This is a genomic window from Brevibacterium aurantiacum (assembly GCF_007558825.1).
Taxonomy (GTDB): Bacteria; Actinomycetota; Actinomycetes; order Actinomycetales; family Brevibacteriaceae; genus Brevibacterium; species Brevibacterium aurantiacum_A.
Map to the genome: position 1 here is coordinate 252,489 of NZ_VLTK01000004.1, position 17,307 is coordinate 269,795.

Annotated in this window: 18 protein-coding genes; 8 read left to right on the forward strand and 10 right to left on the reverse strand. The window is 63.1% G+C overall.

Annotated elements, in window-relative coordinates:
* Positions 1-6 precede the first annotated feature (6 nt).
* The 10 genes from FO013_RS08525 to FO013_RS08570 form a co-directional block, all read right to left on the reverse strand.
* Positions 7-975, reverse strand: coding sequence for a metallophosphoesterase (locus FO013_RS08525; RefSeq protein ID WP_143922116.1), 969 nt, complete (start codon positions 973-975; stop codon positions 7-9).
* 66 nt (positions 976-1,041) lie between these two features.
* A complete protein-coding gene (locus FO013_RS08530; RefSeq protein WP_143922117.1) occupies positions 1,042-1,953 on the reverse strand; it encodes a metal ABC transporter permease in 912 nt (303 codons plus the stop codon).
* Entirely contained in the window at positions 1,953-2,822 is an 870-nt protein-coding gene (locus tag FO013_RS08535; protein ID WP_143922118.1) for a metal ABC transporter ATP-binding protein, read from the reverse strand. The genes FO013_RS08530 and FO013_RS08535 overlap by 1 nt, the downstream gene beginning before the upstream one ends.
* Before the next feature lie 2 nt (positions 2,823-2,824).
* Positions 2,825-3,895, reverse strand: coding sequence for a metal ABC transporter solute-binding protein, Zn/Mn family (locus FO013_RS08540; protein ID WP_143922119.1), 1,071 nt, complete (start codon positions 3,893-3,895; stop codon positions 2,825-2,827).
* A 212-nt stretch (positions 3,896-4,107) separates the two neighbouring features.
* Positions 4,108-5,160, reverse strand: coding sequence for an aspartate-semialdehyde dehydrogenase (locus FO013_RS08545; RefSeq protein ID WP_143922120.1), 1,053 nt, complete (start codon positions 5,158-5,160; stop codon positions 4,108-4,110).
* Positions 5,157-6,482 carry an aspartate kinase gene (locus FO013_RS08550; protein WP_143922121.1) on the reverse strand — a complete coding sequence of 442 codons (1,326 nt, stop codon included), beginning with the start codon at positions 6,480-6,482 and terminating at the stop codon, positions 5,157-5,159. The genes FO013_RS08545 and FO013_RS08550 overlap by 4 nt, the downstream gene beginning before the upstream one ends.
* Before the next feature lie 269 nt (positions 6,483-6,751).
* A complete protein-coding gene (locus FO013_RS08555) occupies positions 6,752-6,985 on the reverse strand; it encodes a helix-turn-helix domain-containing protein (protein ID WP_009883155.1) in 234 nt (77 codons plus the stop codon).
* Entirely contained in the window at positions 6,985-7,617 is a 633-nt protein-coding gene (locus FO013_RS08560) for a DUF2975 domain-containing protein (RefSeq protein ID WP_143922122.1), read from the reverse strand. Before FO013_RS08560 ends, FO013_RS08555 begins: the two co-directional genes overlap by 1 nt.
* Before the next feature lie 191 nt (positions 7,618-7,808).
* The gene (recR, locus tag FO013_RS08565; RefSeq protein ID WP_143922123.1) at positions 7,809-8,414 is read right to left on the reverse strand and encodes a recombination mediator RecR; all 606 of its coding nucleotides are present in this window, start codon (positions 8,412-8,414) and stop codon (positions 7,809-7,811) included.
* A complete protein-coding gene (locus FO013_RS08570) occupies positions 8,411-11,587 on the reverse strand; it encodes a DNA polymerase III subunit gamma and tau (protein WP_143922124.1) in 3,177 nt (1,058 codons plus the stop codon). Before FO013_RS08570 ends, recR begins: the two co-directional genes overlap by 4 nt.
* 137 nt (positions 11,588-11,724) lie before the next feature.
* Between FO013_RS08570 and FO013_RS08575 the strand changes: the two genes are divergently transcribed.
* The 8 genes from FO013_RS08575 to FO013_RS08610 are packed head-to-tail and all read left to right on the forward strand — an operon-like array spanning position 11,725 to position 17,305.
* Complete coding sequence (locus FO013_RS08575; RefSeq protein WP_143922125.1) at positions 11,725-12,393, forward strand: DUF1707 SHOCT-like domain-containing protein; 669 nt, start codon at positions 11,725-11,727, stop codon at positions 12,391-12,393.
* On the forward strand, positions 12,390-12,581 hold the full coding sequence (locus FO013_RS08580) for a hypothetical protein (RefSeq protein ID WP_143922126.1): 192 nt from the start codon (positions 12,390-12,392) through the stop codon (positions 12,579-12,581). Before FO013_RS08575 ends, FO013_RS08580 begins: the two co-directional genes overlap by 4 nt.
* A 31-nt stretch (positions 12,582-12,612) precedes the next feature.
* Positions 12,613-13,638, forward strand: coding sequence for a GNAT family N-acetyltransferase (locus FO013_RS08585; protein WP_143922127.1), 1,026 nt, complete (start codon positions 12,613-12,615; stop codon positions 13,636-13,638).
* A gap of 38 nt (positions 13,639-13,676) precedes the next feature.
* Entirely contained in the window at positions 13,677-14,294 is a 618-nt protein-coding gene (locus tag FO013_RS08590) for a DUF4178 domain-containing protein (protein ID WP_143922346.1), read from the forward strand.
* Positions 14,294-14,872: a DUF2617 family protein gene (locus FO013_RS08595; RefSeq protein ID WP_143922128.1), complete on the forward strand. Its 579-nt coding sequence runs from the start codon at positions 14,294-14,296 to the stop codon at positions 14,870-14,872. Before FO013_RS08590 ends, FO013_RS08595 begins: the two co-directional genes overlap by 1 nt.
* Positions 14,869-15,225: a hypothetical protein gene (locus FO013_RS08600; protein WP_143922129.1), complete on the forward strand. Its 357-nt coding sequence runs from the start codon at positions 14,869-14,871 to the stop codon at positions 15,223-15,225. The genes FO013_RS08595 and FO013_RS08600 overlap by 4 nt, the downstream gene beginning before the upstream one ends.
* A gap of 29 nt (positions 15,226-15,254) precedes the next feature.
* A complete protein-coding gene (locus FO013_RS08605; protein ID WP_143922130.1) occupies positions 15,255-15,680 on the forward strand; it encodes a DUF350 domain-containing protein in 426 nt (141 codons plus the stop codon).
* Positions 15,677-17,305 carry a polyamine aminopropyltransferase gene (locus FO013_RS08610; protein WP_143922131.1) on the forward strand — a complete coding sequence of 543 codons (1,629 nt, stop codon included), beginning with the start codon at positions 15,677-15,679 and terminating at the stop codon, positions 17,303-17,305. Before FO013_RS08605 ends, FO013_RS08610 begins: the two co-directional genes overlap by 4 nt.
* Positions 17,306-17,307: the final 2 nt, after the last annotated feature.

The following is a 17,307-nucleotide window of genomic DNA, read 5'->3' on the forward strand; positions in this document are numbered from 1 at the left end:
AGAACGTCAGACTCCAGGGACGAGAGTCAACAGGCTGACCTCGGGACGGCAGGCGAAACGCACCGGTGAGAAGGGCGAGAAACCCAATCCTGCGGAGATTTCGACGAGAGATTTTCGATAGGGAAACAGGCCCCTCGCGCGTGTCCGATCGAGGTCGCAGTTCGTCACCGGCGCGCCCCAGAAGGGCACCCGGATCTGTCCCCCGTGAGTATGCCCAGTCATGATGAGGTCAGCACCCGCCGAGGTGAACGCCTCCAGCGTCCGCGAATAGGGCGCATGAGTGACGCCGACTTTCACCCCAGCTTCAGAATCGAACCGAGGGTAGTCGAAGGCATCAGGGCCGCGGCCCTGACCGTCGCTGGGCTGGATCCGGTCACGGTCGATGTGGGAGTCCCCCAGGCCGCAGAAGTCGATGCGCGTCCCACGGATCATCAGAGTCGCCTCGGCGTTATCGAGGAAACGCCATCCGCGGGTGCTGCTGGGCGTGTCACCAGTCGACGTGAAGCTGACTGTCTCGTCTCTGGCCTCGAACCCGCGGATCAGGGCCTTCACGTCGAGGTCGGGCTGCGTGCGGTGCTTCACCTCGGAGGGAGACCGCAGGTAGCTGGCTGGGTTCTTCGCCTTGGGTGAGAAGAAGTCGTTGGATCCGAGGACGAAGACGCCGGGTACATCGAGTAGTCCATCGAAGACGTCGAGGACAGTGGGCACGATGTCTGCAGAGAGGTTGTCCCCGGTGTTGATCACGACGTCCGGTTCCAGTCGTGTCAGCGCCTTGACCCAAGCGGCTCGGTGCTTCTGCCAGGGTGCCAGATGCAGATCGGAGACGTGCAGCATTCGGATGCTCTGTGCACCGGCCGGCAGGATCGGCAAAGTGTGGCGGCGGACGGCGAAGAGGTGCGGTTCGATGACCGCGCCCCAGATTCCAGCCGCCGCGGGGACTGCAAGGGCGCCGGCGAATAGTGCACGTTTCTTCATTCGTCCAACTCTAGTCGGCCTCGGAGTCCCGGCCTGGACCCGGCCCCGCAGTGCCGTCAAAGCACCTCAGGCAGGGAACGCGACCGGCTTGTCGTGTTCATCGGCGGCACGGGCCGTGCGGCGACGATGCAGATGCTTCATCCGGCGCCGCCCCACGAGCCGGCAGACGAGGTAGATGAGGAAGGAGATCGTCGTGACGAATGGGCTGATCGGCACCACCGGCGAGCCCAGTGCGATGAGGATGCCGCCGACTGAGGCGGTGACCGCGAAGATGACGCTGAACACCGGCACCCACACCGGGGAGGCCGAGAGCTGGGTGGCCGCCGCGGCCGGAGTGATGAGCAGAGCCAGCACCAGAAGGACGCCCACGACCTGCACGCTCAGTGCCACGGCCAGGCCGAGGACGAGCATGAAAACGATCGTCAGACCGGACACCGGCACCCCTTTGGCACGTGCCACCTCGGGGTCGAGGCTGGCGAACATGAGCGGTCGCCAGATGACGGCGAGCACGAGGAGCACGATCAGCGAGCACACGACGAGCGTCATGATCTGGCCCGGGGTGATGGCCACGATCTGCCCGGTCAACAGGCCGAATTTGCTGGCGGCACGCCCGTCGTAGAGGGCGAGGAACAGAATAGCTAGGCCCAGCCCGAAGGGCATGAGCACACCGATGATGGCGTTCTTCTCCGAGGCTTTGGCCCCGCCGATGCCGATGATGAGCGCGGCGATGATTGAGCCGATGATGGACCCGCCAACCACGTCGAATCCGATGAGCAGGGCAAAGGCGGCACCGGCAAACGAGAGCTCGGAGACACCGTGTACGGCGAAGGGAATGTCGCGGGCCATGACGAAGACGCTGATGAGGCCGCCGACGACACCGAGCAGTCCGGCGGCGATGAGCGAGTTGGTCAGCAGCGTCACCAGTTCGCCGTAGTCCTCGAAGGTGAACAGGCTGCCGAAGATCTCCTGAGCCGACATCAGATCGCGCCTCGTTCCATGCTCATCTCGTCCTCGTGGACGTGGTGGTCCACGCATTCGGCTTCGCCGCCGACCACGATGAGCCGACCGCCGACCCGGACCACTTCGACCGGGGAACCATAGAGCCGGGTCAGCGATTGGGTGGTCATGACTTCGGCGGGGGTGCCGACGAGGAAGTGGCCGCCGACGATGTAGAGGACGCGGTCGACGTAGGGCAGGATCGGGTTGATCTCGTGGGTGACGAAGACGACTGAGGTGTTGCGTTTGACTCGCTGCTCATGAAGCAGGTTGGCAACGACCTTCTGGTGGTGGATGTCCAGAGACAGCAGCGGCTCGTCACAGAGAAGCACCGAGGGGTCGTTGGCCAGGGCCTGAGCTACGCGCAGACGCTGCAGCTCACCGCCGGACAGGGTCCCGGCTGGAGCGTCCGCGTAATCTCGAGCGCCGACGGATTCGAGGAGTTCATCGACCTGCTGACGGCGGCGCTTCAGAAACCGCCCGGGTCCCCAACGGTGTCCGTCGATGCCCATCCGAACCAGATCGCGACCCCGCATCGGGGTGTGTTGGTCGATTCCGCGTTGCTGGGGGATATAGCCGATGGCCGAGTTCCCTGAGTGGACATTCCGACCATTGATCTCCGCCGAGCCGGTGGACAGCGCATGCTGGCCCAGCAGCACCTTGAGCAGCGAAGTCTTTCCTGTCCCGTTCGGGCCCAGCACCGCCACGAACTCCCCCGGGGCGACGTCGAGGTCGAGGTCGTGCCAGAGCACACGCTCTCCGAATCGCAGCTCGGCATCGCGCAGACGGATCACCGGAAGGTGATCGGCGGATGCGGTCTGCCCGGGAGAAACGTCGGAATCAGTGGCCATTCTCAGTGTTCATGTCCTTCGAGCGCAGTGGAGATTTCGGTGATGTATTCGCCCATCCAATCCGCGTAGTGCGCATCGGCCGGCATCGTCTCGCCGAGGTCGACGACCGGAACATCGGATTTCTCAGCCGTGGATTTCAGCTGCTCTGCCTGTGGACCTGCCGCTTGAGTATTGTACCCAAGCAGCACCGCCTCGCCCGAGGAGATCTGCTCCTCGGCCTTCTTCAGCACCAGAGGCGGCACGTCATTGCCCTCTTCCACCGCTTCGAGGAACTCATCGGAGGTGATGTTCTTCAGTCCCATATCCTCGAACAGCCACAGCGGCACGGGTTCGGTCGCAGCGACCTCATCACCTTCATGCTTTGACTTGGCGTCATCGATCTGCGAACGCAGCTCCTCGAGCGTCTTCTTGTATTCGTCTGCGTTGGCTGCGAAGTCATCCTTGTGTTCGGGCGCAGCCTCGCCGAGGTGGTTCGCAACCTCGTCGACGAGCTTCGTCATTGTGGGGACGGAGTACCAGAGGTGCTCGTTGAACTCCCCATGTTCGTGATCATGGCCCGCTTCTTCGCCATGATCGTGACCTTCGTCGTCGTGCTCATGGCTGTGGGCCTCTTCATTGCCGTGCTCGTCGACGTGGCCGCCACCGTGGGCCTCTTCCTCTCCATGGTCATGAGGCTCGTTGCCGACGTCCTCGGATCCAGGCAGACCTGAGATCGAAACTGTGTCGATGGTGTCGACCTCGGCGTCCGAGGCTTCAAGCATCGTCGTCATGAACGAGTCGTATCCCCCGCCGTTCTGGACGACCAGATCGGCCTTCGACAGTTTCAATCGGTCCTGGGTCGTTGCCTCGTAGGAATGCGGGTCCTGATTCGGGTCGTCGATGACCGCCGTGACCTTTGCGAAGTCTCCTGCCACCTGGGACACGATGTCGGAGTAGACATTGGTCGACGTCACAACTGAGAGATCGGCGTTCTCGGAGTCCGCACCGGACGCACCACCCCCACATGCGCTCAATGCGAGAACAACAGTGAGGGCAGCAGCACCGGAGGCAATGCCGAGTCGCGAAGAACGCATGGTGGGCCTTTCAGAGAGTGGTCGGTGATCAATGAATCAACCACGGTCACGATACTCAGCCTTAGCTTCGGCCACTAATATAAATATTTATATATAGCAACGTGTTTATGTGTCCCCGTCACGCTCGCTCCACTCCGAGTTCGAAGACCTTCCGGCAACGCCGAACGCCCGAGAGCAAGGCTCTCGGGCGTTCGGTTCGGCTATCCGACTGCTCAGGCCGCCTGTGACTCGACCTTCTTCGCCAGCAGCGCGGCGATCTGCACCGTGTTCAGGGCAGCGCCCTTGCGCAGGTTGTCGTTGGACACGAACAGGACGAGTCCCTTGCCTGTCGGGGCAGACTGGTCGGCGCGGATGCGGCCCACGAAGCTTGCATCCTTGCCTGCCGCCTTCAGCGGTGTGGGCACGTCATCAAGTTCGACGCCGGGTGCCTCAGCGAGCACCTCGGTGGCCTTGGCCGGGGTGATCTCGGAGTCGAACTCTGCGTGGATGCTCAGGCTGTGCCCGGTGAACACGGGAACGCGCACGCAGGTGCCGGCGACGAGGAGATCCGGCTTACCGAGAATCTTGCGGCTCTCGTTGCGCAGCTTCTTCTCTTCGTCGGTCTCGAGCTCACCGTCGTCGACGATAGACCCTGCCATCGGCAGGACGTTGAATGCGATGGGCTCGACGTAGTTGTCCGGCGCAGGCAGGGTCACGGCGCTGCCGTCGCGAGCCAGCTTGCGGGAATCTGCAACCCCGGCTTCGAGCTGACCGGCGAGTTCCTCGACGCCGCTCAGGCCCGATCCTGACACTGCCTGGTAGGTGCTGACGATGAGCCGCTTGAGTCCTGCGGCGTTGTCGAGCGCCTTGAGGACCGGCATAGCGGCCATCGTTGTGCAGTTCGGGTTGGCGATGATGCCCTTGGCCACCGCGTCGATGGCCTCAGGGTTGACCTCGCTGACGACGAGTGGAACCTCAGGGTCGGATCTCCAGGCCGAGGAATTGTCGACCACGGTGACTCCGGCCGCGGCGAAGCGCTCCGCCTGCGCCCGGGAGGTGGCTCCACCGGCAGAGAACAAGGCGATGTCGAGTCCGCTGGGGTCCGCCTCGGCGGCGTCTTCGACGGTGATCTCCTCACCGTTGAACGTGATGGTCTTACCCGCGGACCGCGCCGAAGCGAAGAGCCTCAGACTGTTGATCTCGAATCCTGGGTTGTCTGCCAGCAGGTCGAGCATGACGCCGCCCACCTGACCTGTTGCTCCGACTACTCCGATATTGACGCTCATCGTCCGGTACCTCCGTAAACCACTGCTTCGTCGTCTTCACTGTCGAGTCCGTACGCGGCATGCGCGGCGCGGACTGCGTCGTCGAGAACGTCTGCCCTCGTGACGACGCTGATGCGGATCTCCGAGGTGGAGATCATGTCGATGTTGACCTGGGCTTCGCTCAGCGCTTCGAACAGGATGGCGGTCACCCCGGGGTGAGAGCGCATGCCCGCACCGACGACTGAGAGTTTGCCGATCTGGTCGTCGTAGCGAACCTGGTCGAAGCCGATCGAGGCCTTCACCGCGTCGAGGGCCTCGAGCGCCTTAGCACCATCGTCCATCGGCAGGGTGAACGAGATGTCGGTCTTGGCCGGTTCTCGTGTGGAGATATTCTGCACGATCATGTCGATGTTGATCTCTGTCGCAGCCATGGTGTTGAAGATCTCGGCGGCTTTGCCAGGAACGTCGGGAACGCCGACGATCGTGACCTTGGCCTCCGAGCGATCATGGGCGACTCCGGAAATGATTGCCTGTTCCATGTTGGACTCCGTTTCTGATTCCGCTGCCGGGGCCTTCGCTCCCCGTGTCGGCCGGAAGGCTTCAGGAATGGGTGAGTCAGTCACCCAGGTGCCTTGCTTACGTGAGAATGAGGACCGCACGTGCACCGGCACGTTGTAGCGGCGGGCGTATTCGACGCACCGGAGCATGAGGACCTTGGCGCCCGAGGCCGCCATCTCCATCATCTCCTCGTAGCCGATCTCATCAATCTTGTGCGCGGTCGGCACGATGCGAGGATCGGCGGTGAAGACACCGTCGACGTCGGTGTAGATCTCGCACACGTCAGCATCCAGTGCTGCTGCGAGGGCTACCGCGGTAGTATCCGATCCGCCGCGTCCCAGTGTGGTGATGTTCTTCGCTGTCTGGCTGACTCCCTGGAATCCAGCCACAATGGCCACGTATCCCTGGTCAAGTGCCGAGCGGATTCGGCCTGGCGTGACGTCGATGATGCGCGCCTTGCCGAACTGCTCGTCGGTGATGACACCGGCTTGGGAGCCTGTGAATGACTGTGCTTCCTCGCCGAGGTTGGCGATCGCCATGGCAAGAACCGCCATGGAGATGCGCTCACCGGCAGTGAGAAGCATGTCGAGCTCACGGGCTGGGGGCATCGGAGAGACCTGTTGGGCCAAGTCGATGAGATCGTCGGTGCTGTCTCCCATGGCCGACACCACGACAACAACTTCGTGACCGGCCTGACGGTTTTCGACAATTCGCTTGGCCACCCGCTTCACCGATTCCGCATCGGCTACCGAGGACCCGCCAAACTTCTGGACGACTATGCTCACTGCAGTCTCTTCCTTATCGCTGATAAGTTCCGTGCCGGGCGATCGATTCCATGCTTCCAAACATGGTTGTCTCGTGCTTGCATCGATCAGAATTTCAGCCGTGTCGGCTCCCCGGCACCTCGACCATTGTATGAGGTCGGCCGTTTCACTTCACCTTCGCCCGTCATTCAGACACTGCTCAGGTTCCCGGGCTTTGCTTCGTGGATCCGCTGAGATCCCCGAGCTGTTGACGATCTCGACCCCTCAAGCGACGACGTGCTCTGCTCGTCTCAGTCGGGTCGAACGTTGACGGTGAACAGGTCCCCGGGCTGGCAGTCCAGAACCTGGCAGAGTGCGATGAGTGTTGAGTATCTGATGGCCTTGGCCCGGTTGTTCTTGAGAACTGAGAGGTTCGCCAAGGACACATCAACAAGCTTCGAGAGCTCAGTCAGACTCAGACCCCGCTGAGTCAGCAGCGAGTCAAGGTGACAGACGACGTGTAGTGATTCGAATTCCTCGACCATCAGACGAGACCGTCCAGCTCTTCCTGGGCCTTCTGTCCCGACTTGTAGCACCTGCGCAGCAGCTCGATCCCTCCGACGACGCCCAACAGTGTGAACGCCAGTACGGTCGTCACACCGGGACCGACATCATCGGCGATATCGAGGTCTCGTGAGACCATGTTGCTGCCCAGCACCATGGCGCCGAAGTACACCAGGCACCCGACAGCGATGAAACTCTCGAGCACTCCGAGCGCTGTGATCGAACGGCCGGTGAACGGGTCACCTTTGGCGATGTCTCTGATGATGGGAACGATCGATATCGCTGCAACTATGAAGGTGAGGATCAGAGTGATCTTCGCAATGAGAAGGAGCACCAACGTCGCGGTGGCCAGATCTGTGGTCGCCACCGTTATCTGTGTCAGACCGCTCAGCGTGGCATCCGCCCCCGGAAAGTCGAGCGTGGCCACAGCCTCCGACTCGAACTCCAGCGGCAGCGTGATCTTCTCGTGGACGAGGTCGGTGATCAGCTCCGTCACGGCATAGATGACGTAGAATCCGATCGCCAGTCCGACCCAGAGTTCGTATCCAGTGCCGAATGCCTTCCGCTTGGCAGCCTCGTCGGGCAGTTCACCCTGCCTGTTTCCCTGTGTCATGATTCTGCCTTCCTTCTTCGGCGAACCTCTCAGAACCGTCAAGCAGTAGACTTCGAATTCGCCGTCTCGACCTGCGACTTCTTATCGTTTCTCGATATATCGATAAACAATATACTTCACGATAATCGATAAGGTGTCAATAGGACGGTCGATACTTTCTCCCGCAGCAGGAGAAGCTCGGCAGAGACAGTTCAGTCCATTGCGCGGCGACCGGAGAAGGCCCGTCCGAGAGTGACCTCGTCGGCGTATTCAAGGTCCCCTCCGACGGGCAGTCCCGAGGCCAGCCTGGTCACGGTGACTCCCAAAGAGTTGAGCAGCCGCACGAGGTAGGTGGCTGTGGCTTCACCCTCGAGGTTGGGGTCGGTGGCGATGACACATTCCTTGACCTCACCGTCCTGCAGACGCGGCATCAGCTCTTTGATGCGCAGATTGTCGGGACCGACTCCTGCCATGGGATCGATCGCGCCGCCGAGGACGTGATAGAGGCCCCTGTATTCGCGGGTGCGTTCGATGGCGACGACATCCTTCGGCTCCTCGACGACGCAGATCATCGAACGATCACGACGCGGATCCTGACAGACGGTGCACTCTGCCTCCTCAGAGACATTGCCGCAGATATCGCAGAAGCGCACGCGCTTCTTCACTTCGGTCAGGGCCTGAGCCAGGGCGCTGACGTCGGCGGATTCAGATTGGAGAATGTGGAACGCCAGCCGCTGCGCGGACTTCGGGCCGATGCCCGGAAGCTTGCCGAATTCTTCGACCAGGTCCTGCAGGGCACCTTCGTAAACCGCGCTCATACTTCTCTTTCATCAATGATTTCGCCGCCGAGGACGCGTGCGATCACGGCCACGCCGATCTGTGGAGCTTCCGAGACGTCGAGGTCCGTCTCCGGATCATATTCGTCTTCGTCGGCTCCGGGGCGTTGGGGCTGATCATCTGCGCTTTCGTCCACCGCACCGTTTCCGGGCAATGAGCCGTTCGCATCCTGCGGGTACGCGTTTGCTCCGGTCTGGGCCGGCTGCGGTGGGGTGGCGCCTCCGTGCTTCTCGGCCAGAGCAGCGAAACGGGATTTGAATGGCTTCGTGCCCCCATGTCCCTGAGGTCGCGAGGACTGTGCCGATTGAGCCTGCGACTGCGAAGTTGGCTGTGCCGCAGAATCCGACAGTCCCATATCCCCTTCCGCGTAGTCACCGAGGAAGTCGAGATCATCATCCTCTGGCGGAGGCACCACCAGCGCTCCGACTTCCACAGCTCCCGAACCCGCGCTCGTGGACTCGTCGATTGAATCGTTCGACGAACCCTTGCCGCCTGGGGAACCACCGAGGTTCGGGTCGCCAGCGCTCGGCCCATCGTGCCAGGCCGGCTCCTCCCACCGTGGCTGCACATACTCCATCGGTGCGTCCGGTGTCGCCGGTGCTGTGGTGTGCGCCAGTGGATCCATTTCGGATTGCTGATCAGACGCGTTGTCGGAAGGGCCGCTGAAGAAGTCATCGTCCGAGAGATCGGGCACGACGATATCCGAATCCGCCGCTGGCTCGTCTGGCTTCGGTGCCTCCACAGCTGGCTCTTCGATCATCGGCTCATCGGACTCCGATGGTCCCTGGGATTGTGTTGATTCCTCTGGATCTTCGGACGCCGTCGGCTCGTCGACCAGTTGCGCTTGATCAGCCGACCCGGCGAGGCCGTCCGGGCCGGGTTCTCCTTCTGGTCCGGCGTGGCTGCCCGAATCGTCGTAGGCCTGATGGTCGACATCCGTTGGGGCGTCGGGCTCGGAATCAGTCGGTGATTGTGGAGCTTCGTCTGACGCCGGCTGTTCTCCCTCCTCGTCGTCGTCGGACCAAGGACCTTGAGGAGAGCCGCTGGTCTCCCAGAATTTCTCGTGATCAACCTGCGGTTTGTCGACCTCGCGAGTGCCGACGACCGCGGCGACTTCCTGAGGGCTGGGTCGCCTCTGCGCGGGAGCCTGCCCCCGGTTGCCGGCGGCCTCATTCGCCACCGGTGCCGAGGCGCCCTTGCCGCCGGTTCCGCGCCCGGCATCCGCCTGACTCGAATTTCCACCTATACGACCGACGTCGCCGATATCGATGCAAGCTTGGATGCCGAGGACATCATTGATCGCCATCGCCAGCTTCGCTGCGTGGTCTCTCTGCTGGAAGCCCTGGACGGAACCGGCGTTGTTGAATCCGAGATAGACGACACCCTCCGAGTACGACTGCGGGATCGCATTCGCAGCAATGATCGCCCTGGTCAGGCGACTGCGCTTCTCGACTGCTGCGAGGATGCTCGGCCAGGCTCGTCGAATAGCTTCGATCTCGCCGCCGATGTTGCCGGCACCGGCCACGGCGCCGCTTTCCGGAGCAGAGCCAGCATCCGGGGCTGATTCCTGCGGTGGTGCACCGACTTCCGGTTCGCGCTGCACTCGGGGTTCCTGTGCAGCTCGGGCCTGCTCCGCCTGAACAGGAGACGCCGGAGCCTGGTTCTGCGGTGCTGGTTCGACCGCGGGCTCTTGGGAAAGTTCTGTTTCTGCGGCTGCGTTCGCTGACGGTGATGGATCTGGAGTCGAGCGCGGCGGCTCGTTGAGCATGGATTCCGCGGCGACAGCCATTTCGGCGAGGTCGTCGAAATCATCATGTGGTGCTTGGCTTGAGGGCTGCGCTGCAGGCGCCTGCGCAGACTGTGCCGAAGCTGCCTGCGCCGAACTCGACGGAGCAGCTTCTCGCTGCTGGGCACCGGCAACCGGCTGGGCGGTGTTGTCCTGCACTCCATCCTGCGGGGCGGGCGGAATGTTTGCGGCCGTTCCCGATGCGGACATGCCGATCCGGCGTTCTATCCGTTCGACACGGCTGAGCACGGCATCGCGGCTGCGGCCCGAACCGGGCAGAAGAATACGCGCACAGATCAGCTCGAGCTGCAGCCTCGGTGAGGTTGCTCCTGACATTTCGGTCAGACCCTGGTTGAGAAGGTCGGCGGCACGCGAAAGTTCGCCCTGGCCGAACCCTCTGGCCTGCAGAGTCAGTCGTTCGAGGCGGTCGGGAGGGGCCTCCGGCAGGAAGGCGTGAGCGGCTTCAGGAGCAGCATTGATGACGATGAGGTCTCGCGTGCGCTCGAGCAGGTCCTCGACGAAGCGACGCGGATCCTGACCGGACTCGATGACACGTTCGACGGCCCGGTACACCCCGCCGCCGTCACCGGCGGAGAACGCATCGACGATGTCGCTGAGCAGGGAGTCAGGGGTGTAGCCCAAGAGTGCGATGGCTCCGGCGTAGTCGACACCGTCGGGACCCGAACCGGCAATGAGCTGGTCGAGGACGGACAGTGTGTCACGCACGGAACCGCCGCCGGCGCGCACGACGAGCGGCAGCACACCCTTGGCGACCTGCACACCTTCGCGGTTGCACAGATCTTCCATGTAGTTGCCCAGTGCCTCGGGCGGAACCAACCTGAACGGGTAATGATGGGTCCGCGAGCGGATCGTGCCGATGACCTTCTCAGGCTCGGTCGTCGCGAAGATGAACTTGATGTGAGGCGGCGGCTCTTCGACGATCTTGAGCAGAGCGTTGAAGCCCTGCGAGGTCACCATGTGAGCCTCATCGAGGATGAAGACCTTATACCGGTCGCGAGCCGGGGCATAGATTGCACGCTCACGCAGGTCACGGGCATCGTCGACACCGTTGTGGCTGGCCGCGTCGATCTCCACGACGTCGAGGGATCCCGGACCGCCGTTGGCCAGGTCCTCACAGCTCGGGCACTCACCGCAGGGCACAGGAGTCGGGCCCTTGGCACAGTTGAGGCACCTCGCCAGGATCCGAGCCGAGGTGGTCTTGCCGCAGCCTCGGGGGCCGGAGAACAGATAGGCATGGTTGATGCGGCCACGTTCGATCGCGGCCTTCAGCGGATCGGTCACATGCTCTTGACCGATGACCTCATCGAAGGTCTCTGGGCGGTATCTTCTGTACAGTGCGGTGGACACTCTCCTAGCCTAATGCCAACGGCTGACACGACACACGGACCGCTCCTCGACGCCAGGGTGACCTGCAGCCCATCGCCGCGCCCGATGCCCGGTGCAGTCCGTTGTAAGCGGCGGTGTGATCGGGCACGATAGAGGCTATGAGCCACTCCACCCCCGATTCCCCCGACAACTTCCCTGCCGAAAACGACCCTGCGAAGACCTACCGCATCGGACACAAAGAGCGCGACGAAGCGATTGAAGTCCTGCGCGAAGCCGCCGGCGACGGCCGGATCACGGTTGAGGAACTCGACGAGCGCATGGAGAAGGTCCATGCCGCCCGGTTCCCGATCGATCTCGACGAGGTCCTCGCCGACCTCACCACCGATCTGCCCTCTGATCGCTTCCGTCCCGGCTCATCTCTCACTCGATCGACTCCCGCAGGGCAGGCCATCGAGGCAGGAGAGCCATTGGTCATCAAGGCCGGCTGGGAGAACGAGGTCCGCCGCGCCAAATGGCAGGTTCCTCCCTATATTCGGTGTCACCCGACAGGGGCGAACATCGAACTGAACTTCCTCGAGGTCGAGACCGGCCTCGCGGTCATCGATGTCGAAGTCGTCGCCGGCATGGGGTCTGTGATCGTCGTCGTCCCCGATGACTGGGCCGTCAACATCGACTCTCTGTCGAAGTCCTGGGGTTCGGTGAAGTCCGTGGTCAACGCCGTCCCAGAGGGACGCAAGCCGATCATCCGAGTCACCGGTTCGATCGGCATGGGTTCCTTCCGCGCCCGTTTCGCGAATTTCCTTGACCGTCGTCGAATGGCCAAGTGATGGAACCCGGTCTCGGCGCGGTCATCTTCCTCATCCTGTCCATCATAGTGATCGTCAGTGTGGGGGCTTTCCTCGTCTACCGGGTGATGAATCGTTCCGATGCGCACATCGGCTCGCGCCTTCCCAAAGACGAACCCACCGGTGAGGCGGGACCTGAGGACGGCAGGGACTCGCACCGGAATCCTTGAAATCCGTGTCGGGCCATGGTCGACTCGTGACATGGTCGATGTCCGGATCACCTGCATCGAGCCCGACGATGTCGGCGGGCTCACGCGTTGGCACGACCTCATGCGCGCGGCCTACACTGCTGATCGAACCGCACCCTGGTGGCAGAGTCTCGAATCCACCCTCACCCAGTTCGCCCACCCACGTTCGGACAAGGTGGACATCGCACTCCTGGCCCACCTCGGCGAGGAGGCCATCGGCGGAGCGGAGATCAACATCGTCACCGATGCTCCCGCCGATGTCGAGATCGGAGTTGTGCCCGCCCGCCGGCGCCGAGGCCACGGCACCTCGATAGCCGGAGCCGTCGAGGAGCTGCTGCGCGGGCGCGCGGACCTCGTCCAGACCGAGACCTACTGCCCGGAAGGCGTGGCCTTCGCTCAAACCCAGGGCCTGCGCATAGGCAACCAGGAACATCGCCTCCTACTCGACCTGCCGGCCTACCTGCACGAGGATGCGAACCGCTACAAGAACCCGGATGCGAAGTCGCGTCTGACCGCAGCGCCCGATCCTTCCATGTCGATCACCTCGTGGATCGGCGGCTGCCCGGACGAAGCGGTCGAGGATTGGGTGGGGCTGCAGGAACAGATGGACGAGGATGTCCCCGTCGGCGAACTGACTCGCACTCTCAAACATGCCGGTGCGAGCGCGATTCGCACCCATGAGGAGCGGATGGCGCAGCAGGGCTGGATCCTCGTCAGCTCGATCGCGCACATCGACGACGACTTCACCGGCCCCGCCCCTGTCGGCTATACGGAGATCATGGTCTCGGGCCACGAACCGGACATCGTCATCCAGGAGGACACCTTCGTCGACGGTGCGTATCGCGGTCGCGGCATCGGACGCGGACTCAAGGTCGCAAACATGCGCCAGCTCCACGACATCCCGGAGGCCGCCCAGGCTTCATGGGTCCAGACCTACACAGCCACGAGCAACGCGCCGATGCACGCGCTCAACCGGGATCTCGGTTTCTTCCCTGCGGATTCCATGACCGCGCTCGAGGGACGTTTCGACTACAGTTGAGTGTGAAAGTTCCGGCTAACTGAGTGAAGCAGGCACCCGTGTCGTCCAACATCCTCATCACCGTATTGGTATTCATCGTCGTCATCATCATCACGGTGATCATCGTCCGCAGGCGCGCCGCGAGCCGCCGCAAGTTCGACGAGAATGCGGCCGCACCCCGCCGACCGCAGGATCCGTTCGCCCCCGAACAGAACACCGGCGGGGATCCGGAGACGATCAAGGCCGGCGACCTGCTCGAATTCGGCAATGAGAAGTTCTTCGTCCGCGGGACCCTGCGCATCTCCGAGGGCGGCTACGACTGGGCCGAGCACTTCTTCCAGGCAGACCAGTCCGCCACCCGCCTGTGGCTGACCGTCGAGAAGGATCCGGACCTGCAGGTCTCCCGGTGGAGTGATCGCCCCGAGCTCGACATCGAGCCCAAGGCGAAGACCATCACGATCGAGGGCACCGAGTACAAACTCGTCGAGCACGGGACCGCCTCCTACCGCTCCGAGGGCACCACCGGCCTCAATGAGAAGGGCGGCGTGGACTATGTCGACTACGAGTCCGATGACCACAAGCTGCTCGCCTTCGAACGCTTCGACCACGGCCGTTGGGAAGTGAGCACCGGCGAATCGATCCCGGTCGGCTCCTTCACCATCTATTCGGGCAGCTGATGACGCTCACTCCCCCATTGACCGGTCCGGTGGTGACCCAGCACGTGAGCGTCGACGTGGCATTCGCCGATACGTCTGCCCAGGCGCTGACCTTCAGCCTCGACCACGGCCGCATCACCCCTCTGGCCTCAGACTTCATCGAGCTGCCGTCGGCGAATAGGCAGGACCGCTCGCGTCTCGAACTCCACGTCATCGGCTCATCCCACCAGGTGATCCTGAGCGAGAACGACACCGACTCATTCATCGAAACCTTCGCCTGCCTCGGCGAGGATGAGCGTCCCGCCTGGGACACGACTCGCACCACCGCTGGAACCTGGTCGAGTTTCACCCGACATCAGTTCCGGTGTGAACTCACGGATGTGGCCGGCAGCTTCAGCGATGCCGCCGCCGAGGTGGTGGCCCGTTCGAGTGCCCATGACCGTCATCTCGTCGTCGACTTCCCCGGTGAACCGGGTGCGCTCACAGCATTGGCGCTCACTGACATGACGTCGGAGCAGGTCTCTTGGCAGAGCTGGCACTGCTATCCGCAGCACCGACAGATCGTGCACAGCCAGAGTCAGCTGAGGAGGAGATCATGAGTCACGATCCCAACGTCTCCATGGGCGGAGGCTCCTTCAACTTCGATGCCGAGAACGGGCGCGCATCCGGCGGTGGAGACCGCGGGTCCGGAGGCAATCGCGGCTCCGGGCCCTCGAACAACAACTCCGGCGGCCCGAAGAAGCGCTCCGGCTGCGGCACCGTCGTCATCCTCATCGTCATCGTCCTGATCCTCGGCAACATCATGAATGGCTGCACGGATGACTCGGACGGCTCGGGTGGCGGTGGAGGATTCTTCTTCCTGCCTTTCTTCGGCGGCAGCTCCAGCAGCACCGGATCGAACTACGGCGACGGCTCAGGGTTCCGGGGCGGCGGACCCGGCACCGGCAAATGACAGCACCGACAGCACTCTGAAAGGCAATCATGTTGGCAGAACTCTTCCTTGAGATCGGGATCGTCCTCTCCTACGCTGTGAGCGGCCTCGCGCTCATGCTCATCGGCTACTTCGTCGTCGACCTCCTCACTCCCGGAAAACTGCACGTCATCCTCTGGGAGCAGAAGTCGCGGAACGCCGCGGTCCTCGTCGCATCCGACCTCGCCGGAGTCGCAATCATCGTCATCGCCGCGATCCGGGCCAGCTCCGATGACTTCCTCTTCGGCATCATCTCCACCCTGGTCTTCGGCCTCGTCGGCATCATCCTCATGGCCCTGAGCTTCCTGCTCATCGACGCCTTCACCCCCGGCAAGCTCGGCGACATCGTCAATGCCGATCAGCTTCACCCTGAAGTCTGGGTCAATGCCACGGCTCATGTGGGCATCGCGGGCATCATGGCCGCAGCACTCCTTTGAGTTCATCGACCGAAACCGGTGACGCCGATTCGATCAGCGGCAGCAGACCGATCACGCTGCCGCTGAAGCCAGGACCTGCCCGCTTCTTCGTACTCCTGGCCGTCTTCATCTGCGCCAGCTGCGGCATGGTCTACGAGCTCGCGCTCGTCGCTCTGGGCTCCTACCTACTGGGCGACACGATCGTCCAGGCCTCGATCGTCCTCTCCGTCATGGTCTTCGCGATGGGCATCGGGTCCCTGGCCACGAAGCGCCTGACCGAATTCGCCGCCGTCGCCTTCGCCCTCATCGAGGCGGCCCTGGGCATCATCGGCGGTCTCTCGGTCATCCTGCTCTACCTCGCATTCGCCTTCGCCGACGTCTACACCGTGGCGATGGTCGCCCTCGCCTTCGTCATCGGTGCGCTCATCGGCGCGGAGATCCCTCTGCTCATGGAGCTCGTCCAACGCATCCGTGCGCAGAAGGCCTCCAGCGCCGTGGCCGATCTCTTCGCCGCGGACTACGTCGGCGGGCTGGTCGGGGGTCTCGCCTTCCCGTTCATCCTGCTTCCGGTCTTCGGTCTGCCCAGAGGCGCTCTGGCTGTGGGGATCACGAACGCCGTCGTCGGCATCCTCATCGTCCTCTGGCTCTTCCGCACTGAGATCCGCACCCGAACGCAGGTGATCCTGGCGGGTCTGCTCGTCCTCATCGTCGGCGGGCTCACCGTCGTCTGGGTGTTCACCGACGACATCGAGATGACCACCCGCCAGCGTCTCTACCGCGACCCGATCGTGTACTCCCAGCGCACGGACTATCAGGAGATCGTGCTCACCGAGTCGCAGAAGACCGGGGACACAAGGCTCTATCTCAATGGGGACCTGCAGTTCGCCTCGGCCGACGAATACCGTTATCACGAGTCCCTGGTCCATCCGCTCATGGACGGCCCCAAGCGAAACGTCCTCGTCCTCGGCGGCGGGGACGGCCTGGCCGTGCGGGAGATCCTCAAGTACCCGGACGTCGAATCGGTGACGCTCGTCGACCTCGACCCACGCGTCCTCGAACTCGCGAGGACCTCGGACCACTTCACCGACTTCAACGAAGACTCCCTTGACGATCCCCGAGTGAGAACCATCGCCGCGGACGCCTTCACTTGGCTTCGTGAAGCCAAGCACACCGCTTACGATGCGGTCATCGCCGATCTGCCCGACCCCGACGATGTGGCCACCTCGAAGCTCTACAGCATCGAGTTCTACGGTCTGATCAAGCAGGTGATGTCCCCCGAGGCCCGCCTCGTCGTCCAGGCCGGCTCCCCGTACTTCGCGCCGGAAGCGTACTGGGGCATCGGAGAGGCCGTCGCCGAGGCGGGCCTGACCACCACGCCCTATCACGTCGATGTTCCCAGCTTCGGTGACTGGGGGTATTTCCTCGCCGATGTCTCTGAACACGACGGGACCAGCCAGAAGGGTCCGGACGTGACAATCCCCCGGGACGCGCCCGAGGGATTGAAATTCGCGACTCCTGAGGTGCTCGCTTCTTCCACCACGTTCCCGCCCGACCGTGATCGGGCCTCCGTCGGCGACGTTGAGGCTTCGACCCTGCTCCACCCTCGCGTGCTCGATCAGGAGCGCGGAGCCTGGGTTGGGTACTGAGT

Coding starts and splice junctions, on each gene's coding strand:
- FO013_RS08585 (WP_143922127.1), top strand. CDS start 12,613: ATGGTCGATGTCCGGATCACCTGCATCGAGCCCGACGATGTCGGCGGG.
- FO013_RS08530 (WP_143922117.1), bottom strand. CDS start 1,953: ATGTCGGCTCAGGAGATCTTCGGCAGCCTGTTCACCTTCGAGGACTAC.
- recR (WP_143922123.1), bottom strand. CDS start 8,414: ATGAGCGCGGTTTACGAAGGTGCCCTGCAGGACCTGGTCGAAGAATTC.
- FO013_RS08560 (WP_143922122.1), bottom strand. CDS start 7,617: ATGACACAGGGAAACAGGCAGGGTGAACTGCCCGACGAGGCTGCCAAG.
- FO013_RS08575 (WP_143922125.1), top strand. CDS start 11,725: ATGAGCCACTCCACCCCCGATTCCCCCGACAACTTCCCTGCCGAAAAC.
- FO013_RS08595 (WP_143922128.1), top strand. CDS start 14,294: ATGACGCTCACTCCCCCATTGACCGGTCCGGTGGTGACCCAGCACGTG.
- FO013_RS08545 (WP_143922120.1), bottom strand. CDS start 5,160: ATGAGCGTCAATATCGGAGTAGTCGGAGCAACAGGTCAGGTGGGCGGC.
- FO013_RS08540 (WP_143922119.1), bottom strand. CDS start 3,895: ATGCGTTCTTCGCGACTCGGCATTGCCTCCGGTGCTGCTGCCCTCACT.
- FO013_RS08535 (WP_143922118.1), bottom strand. CDS start 2,822: ATGGCCACTGATTCCGACGTTTCTCCCGGGCAGACCGCATCCGCCGAT.
- FO013_RS08605 (WP_143922130.1), top strand. CDS start 15,255: ATGTTGGCAGAACTCTTCCTTGAGATCGGGATCGTCCTCTCCTACGCT.
- FO013_RS08525 (WP_143922116.1), bottom strand. CDS start 975: ATGAAGAAACGTGCACTATTCGCCGGCGCCCTTGCAGTCCCCGCGGCG.
- FO013_RS08555 (WP_009883155.1), bottom strand. CDS start 6,985: ATGGTCGAGGAATTCGAATCACTACACGTCGTCTGTCACCTTGACTCG.
- FO013_RS08600 (WP_143922129.1), top strand. CDS start 14,869: ATGAGTCACGATCCCAACGTCTCCATGGGCGGAGGCTCCTTCAACTTC.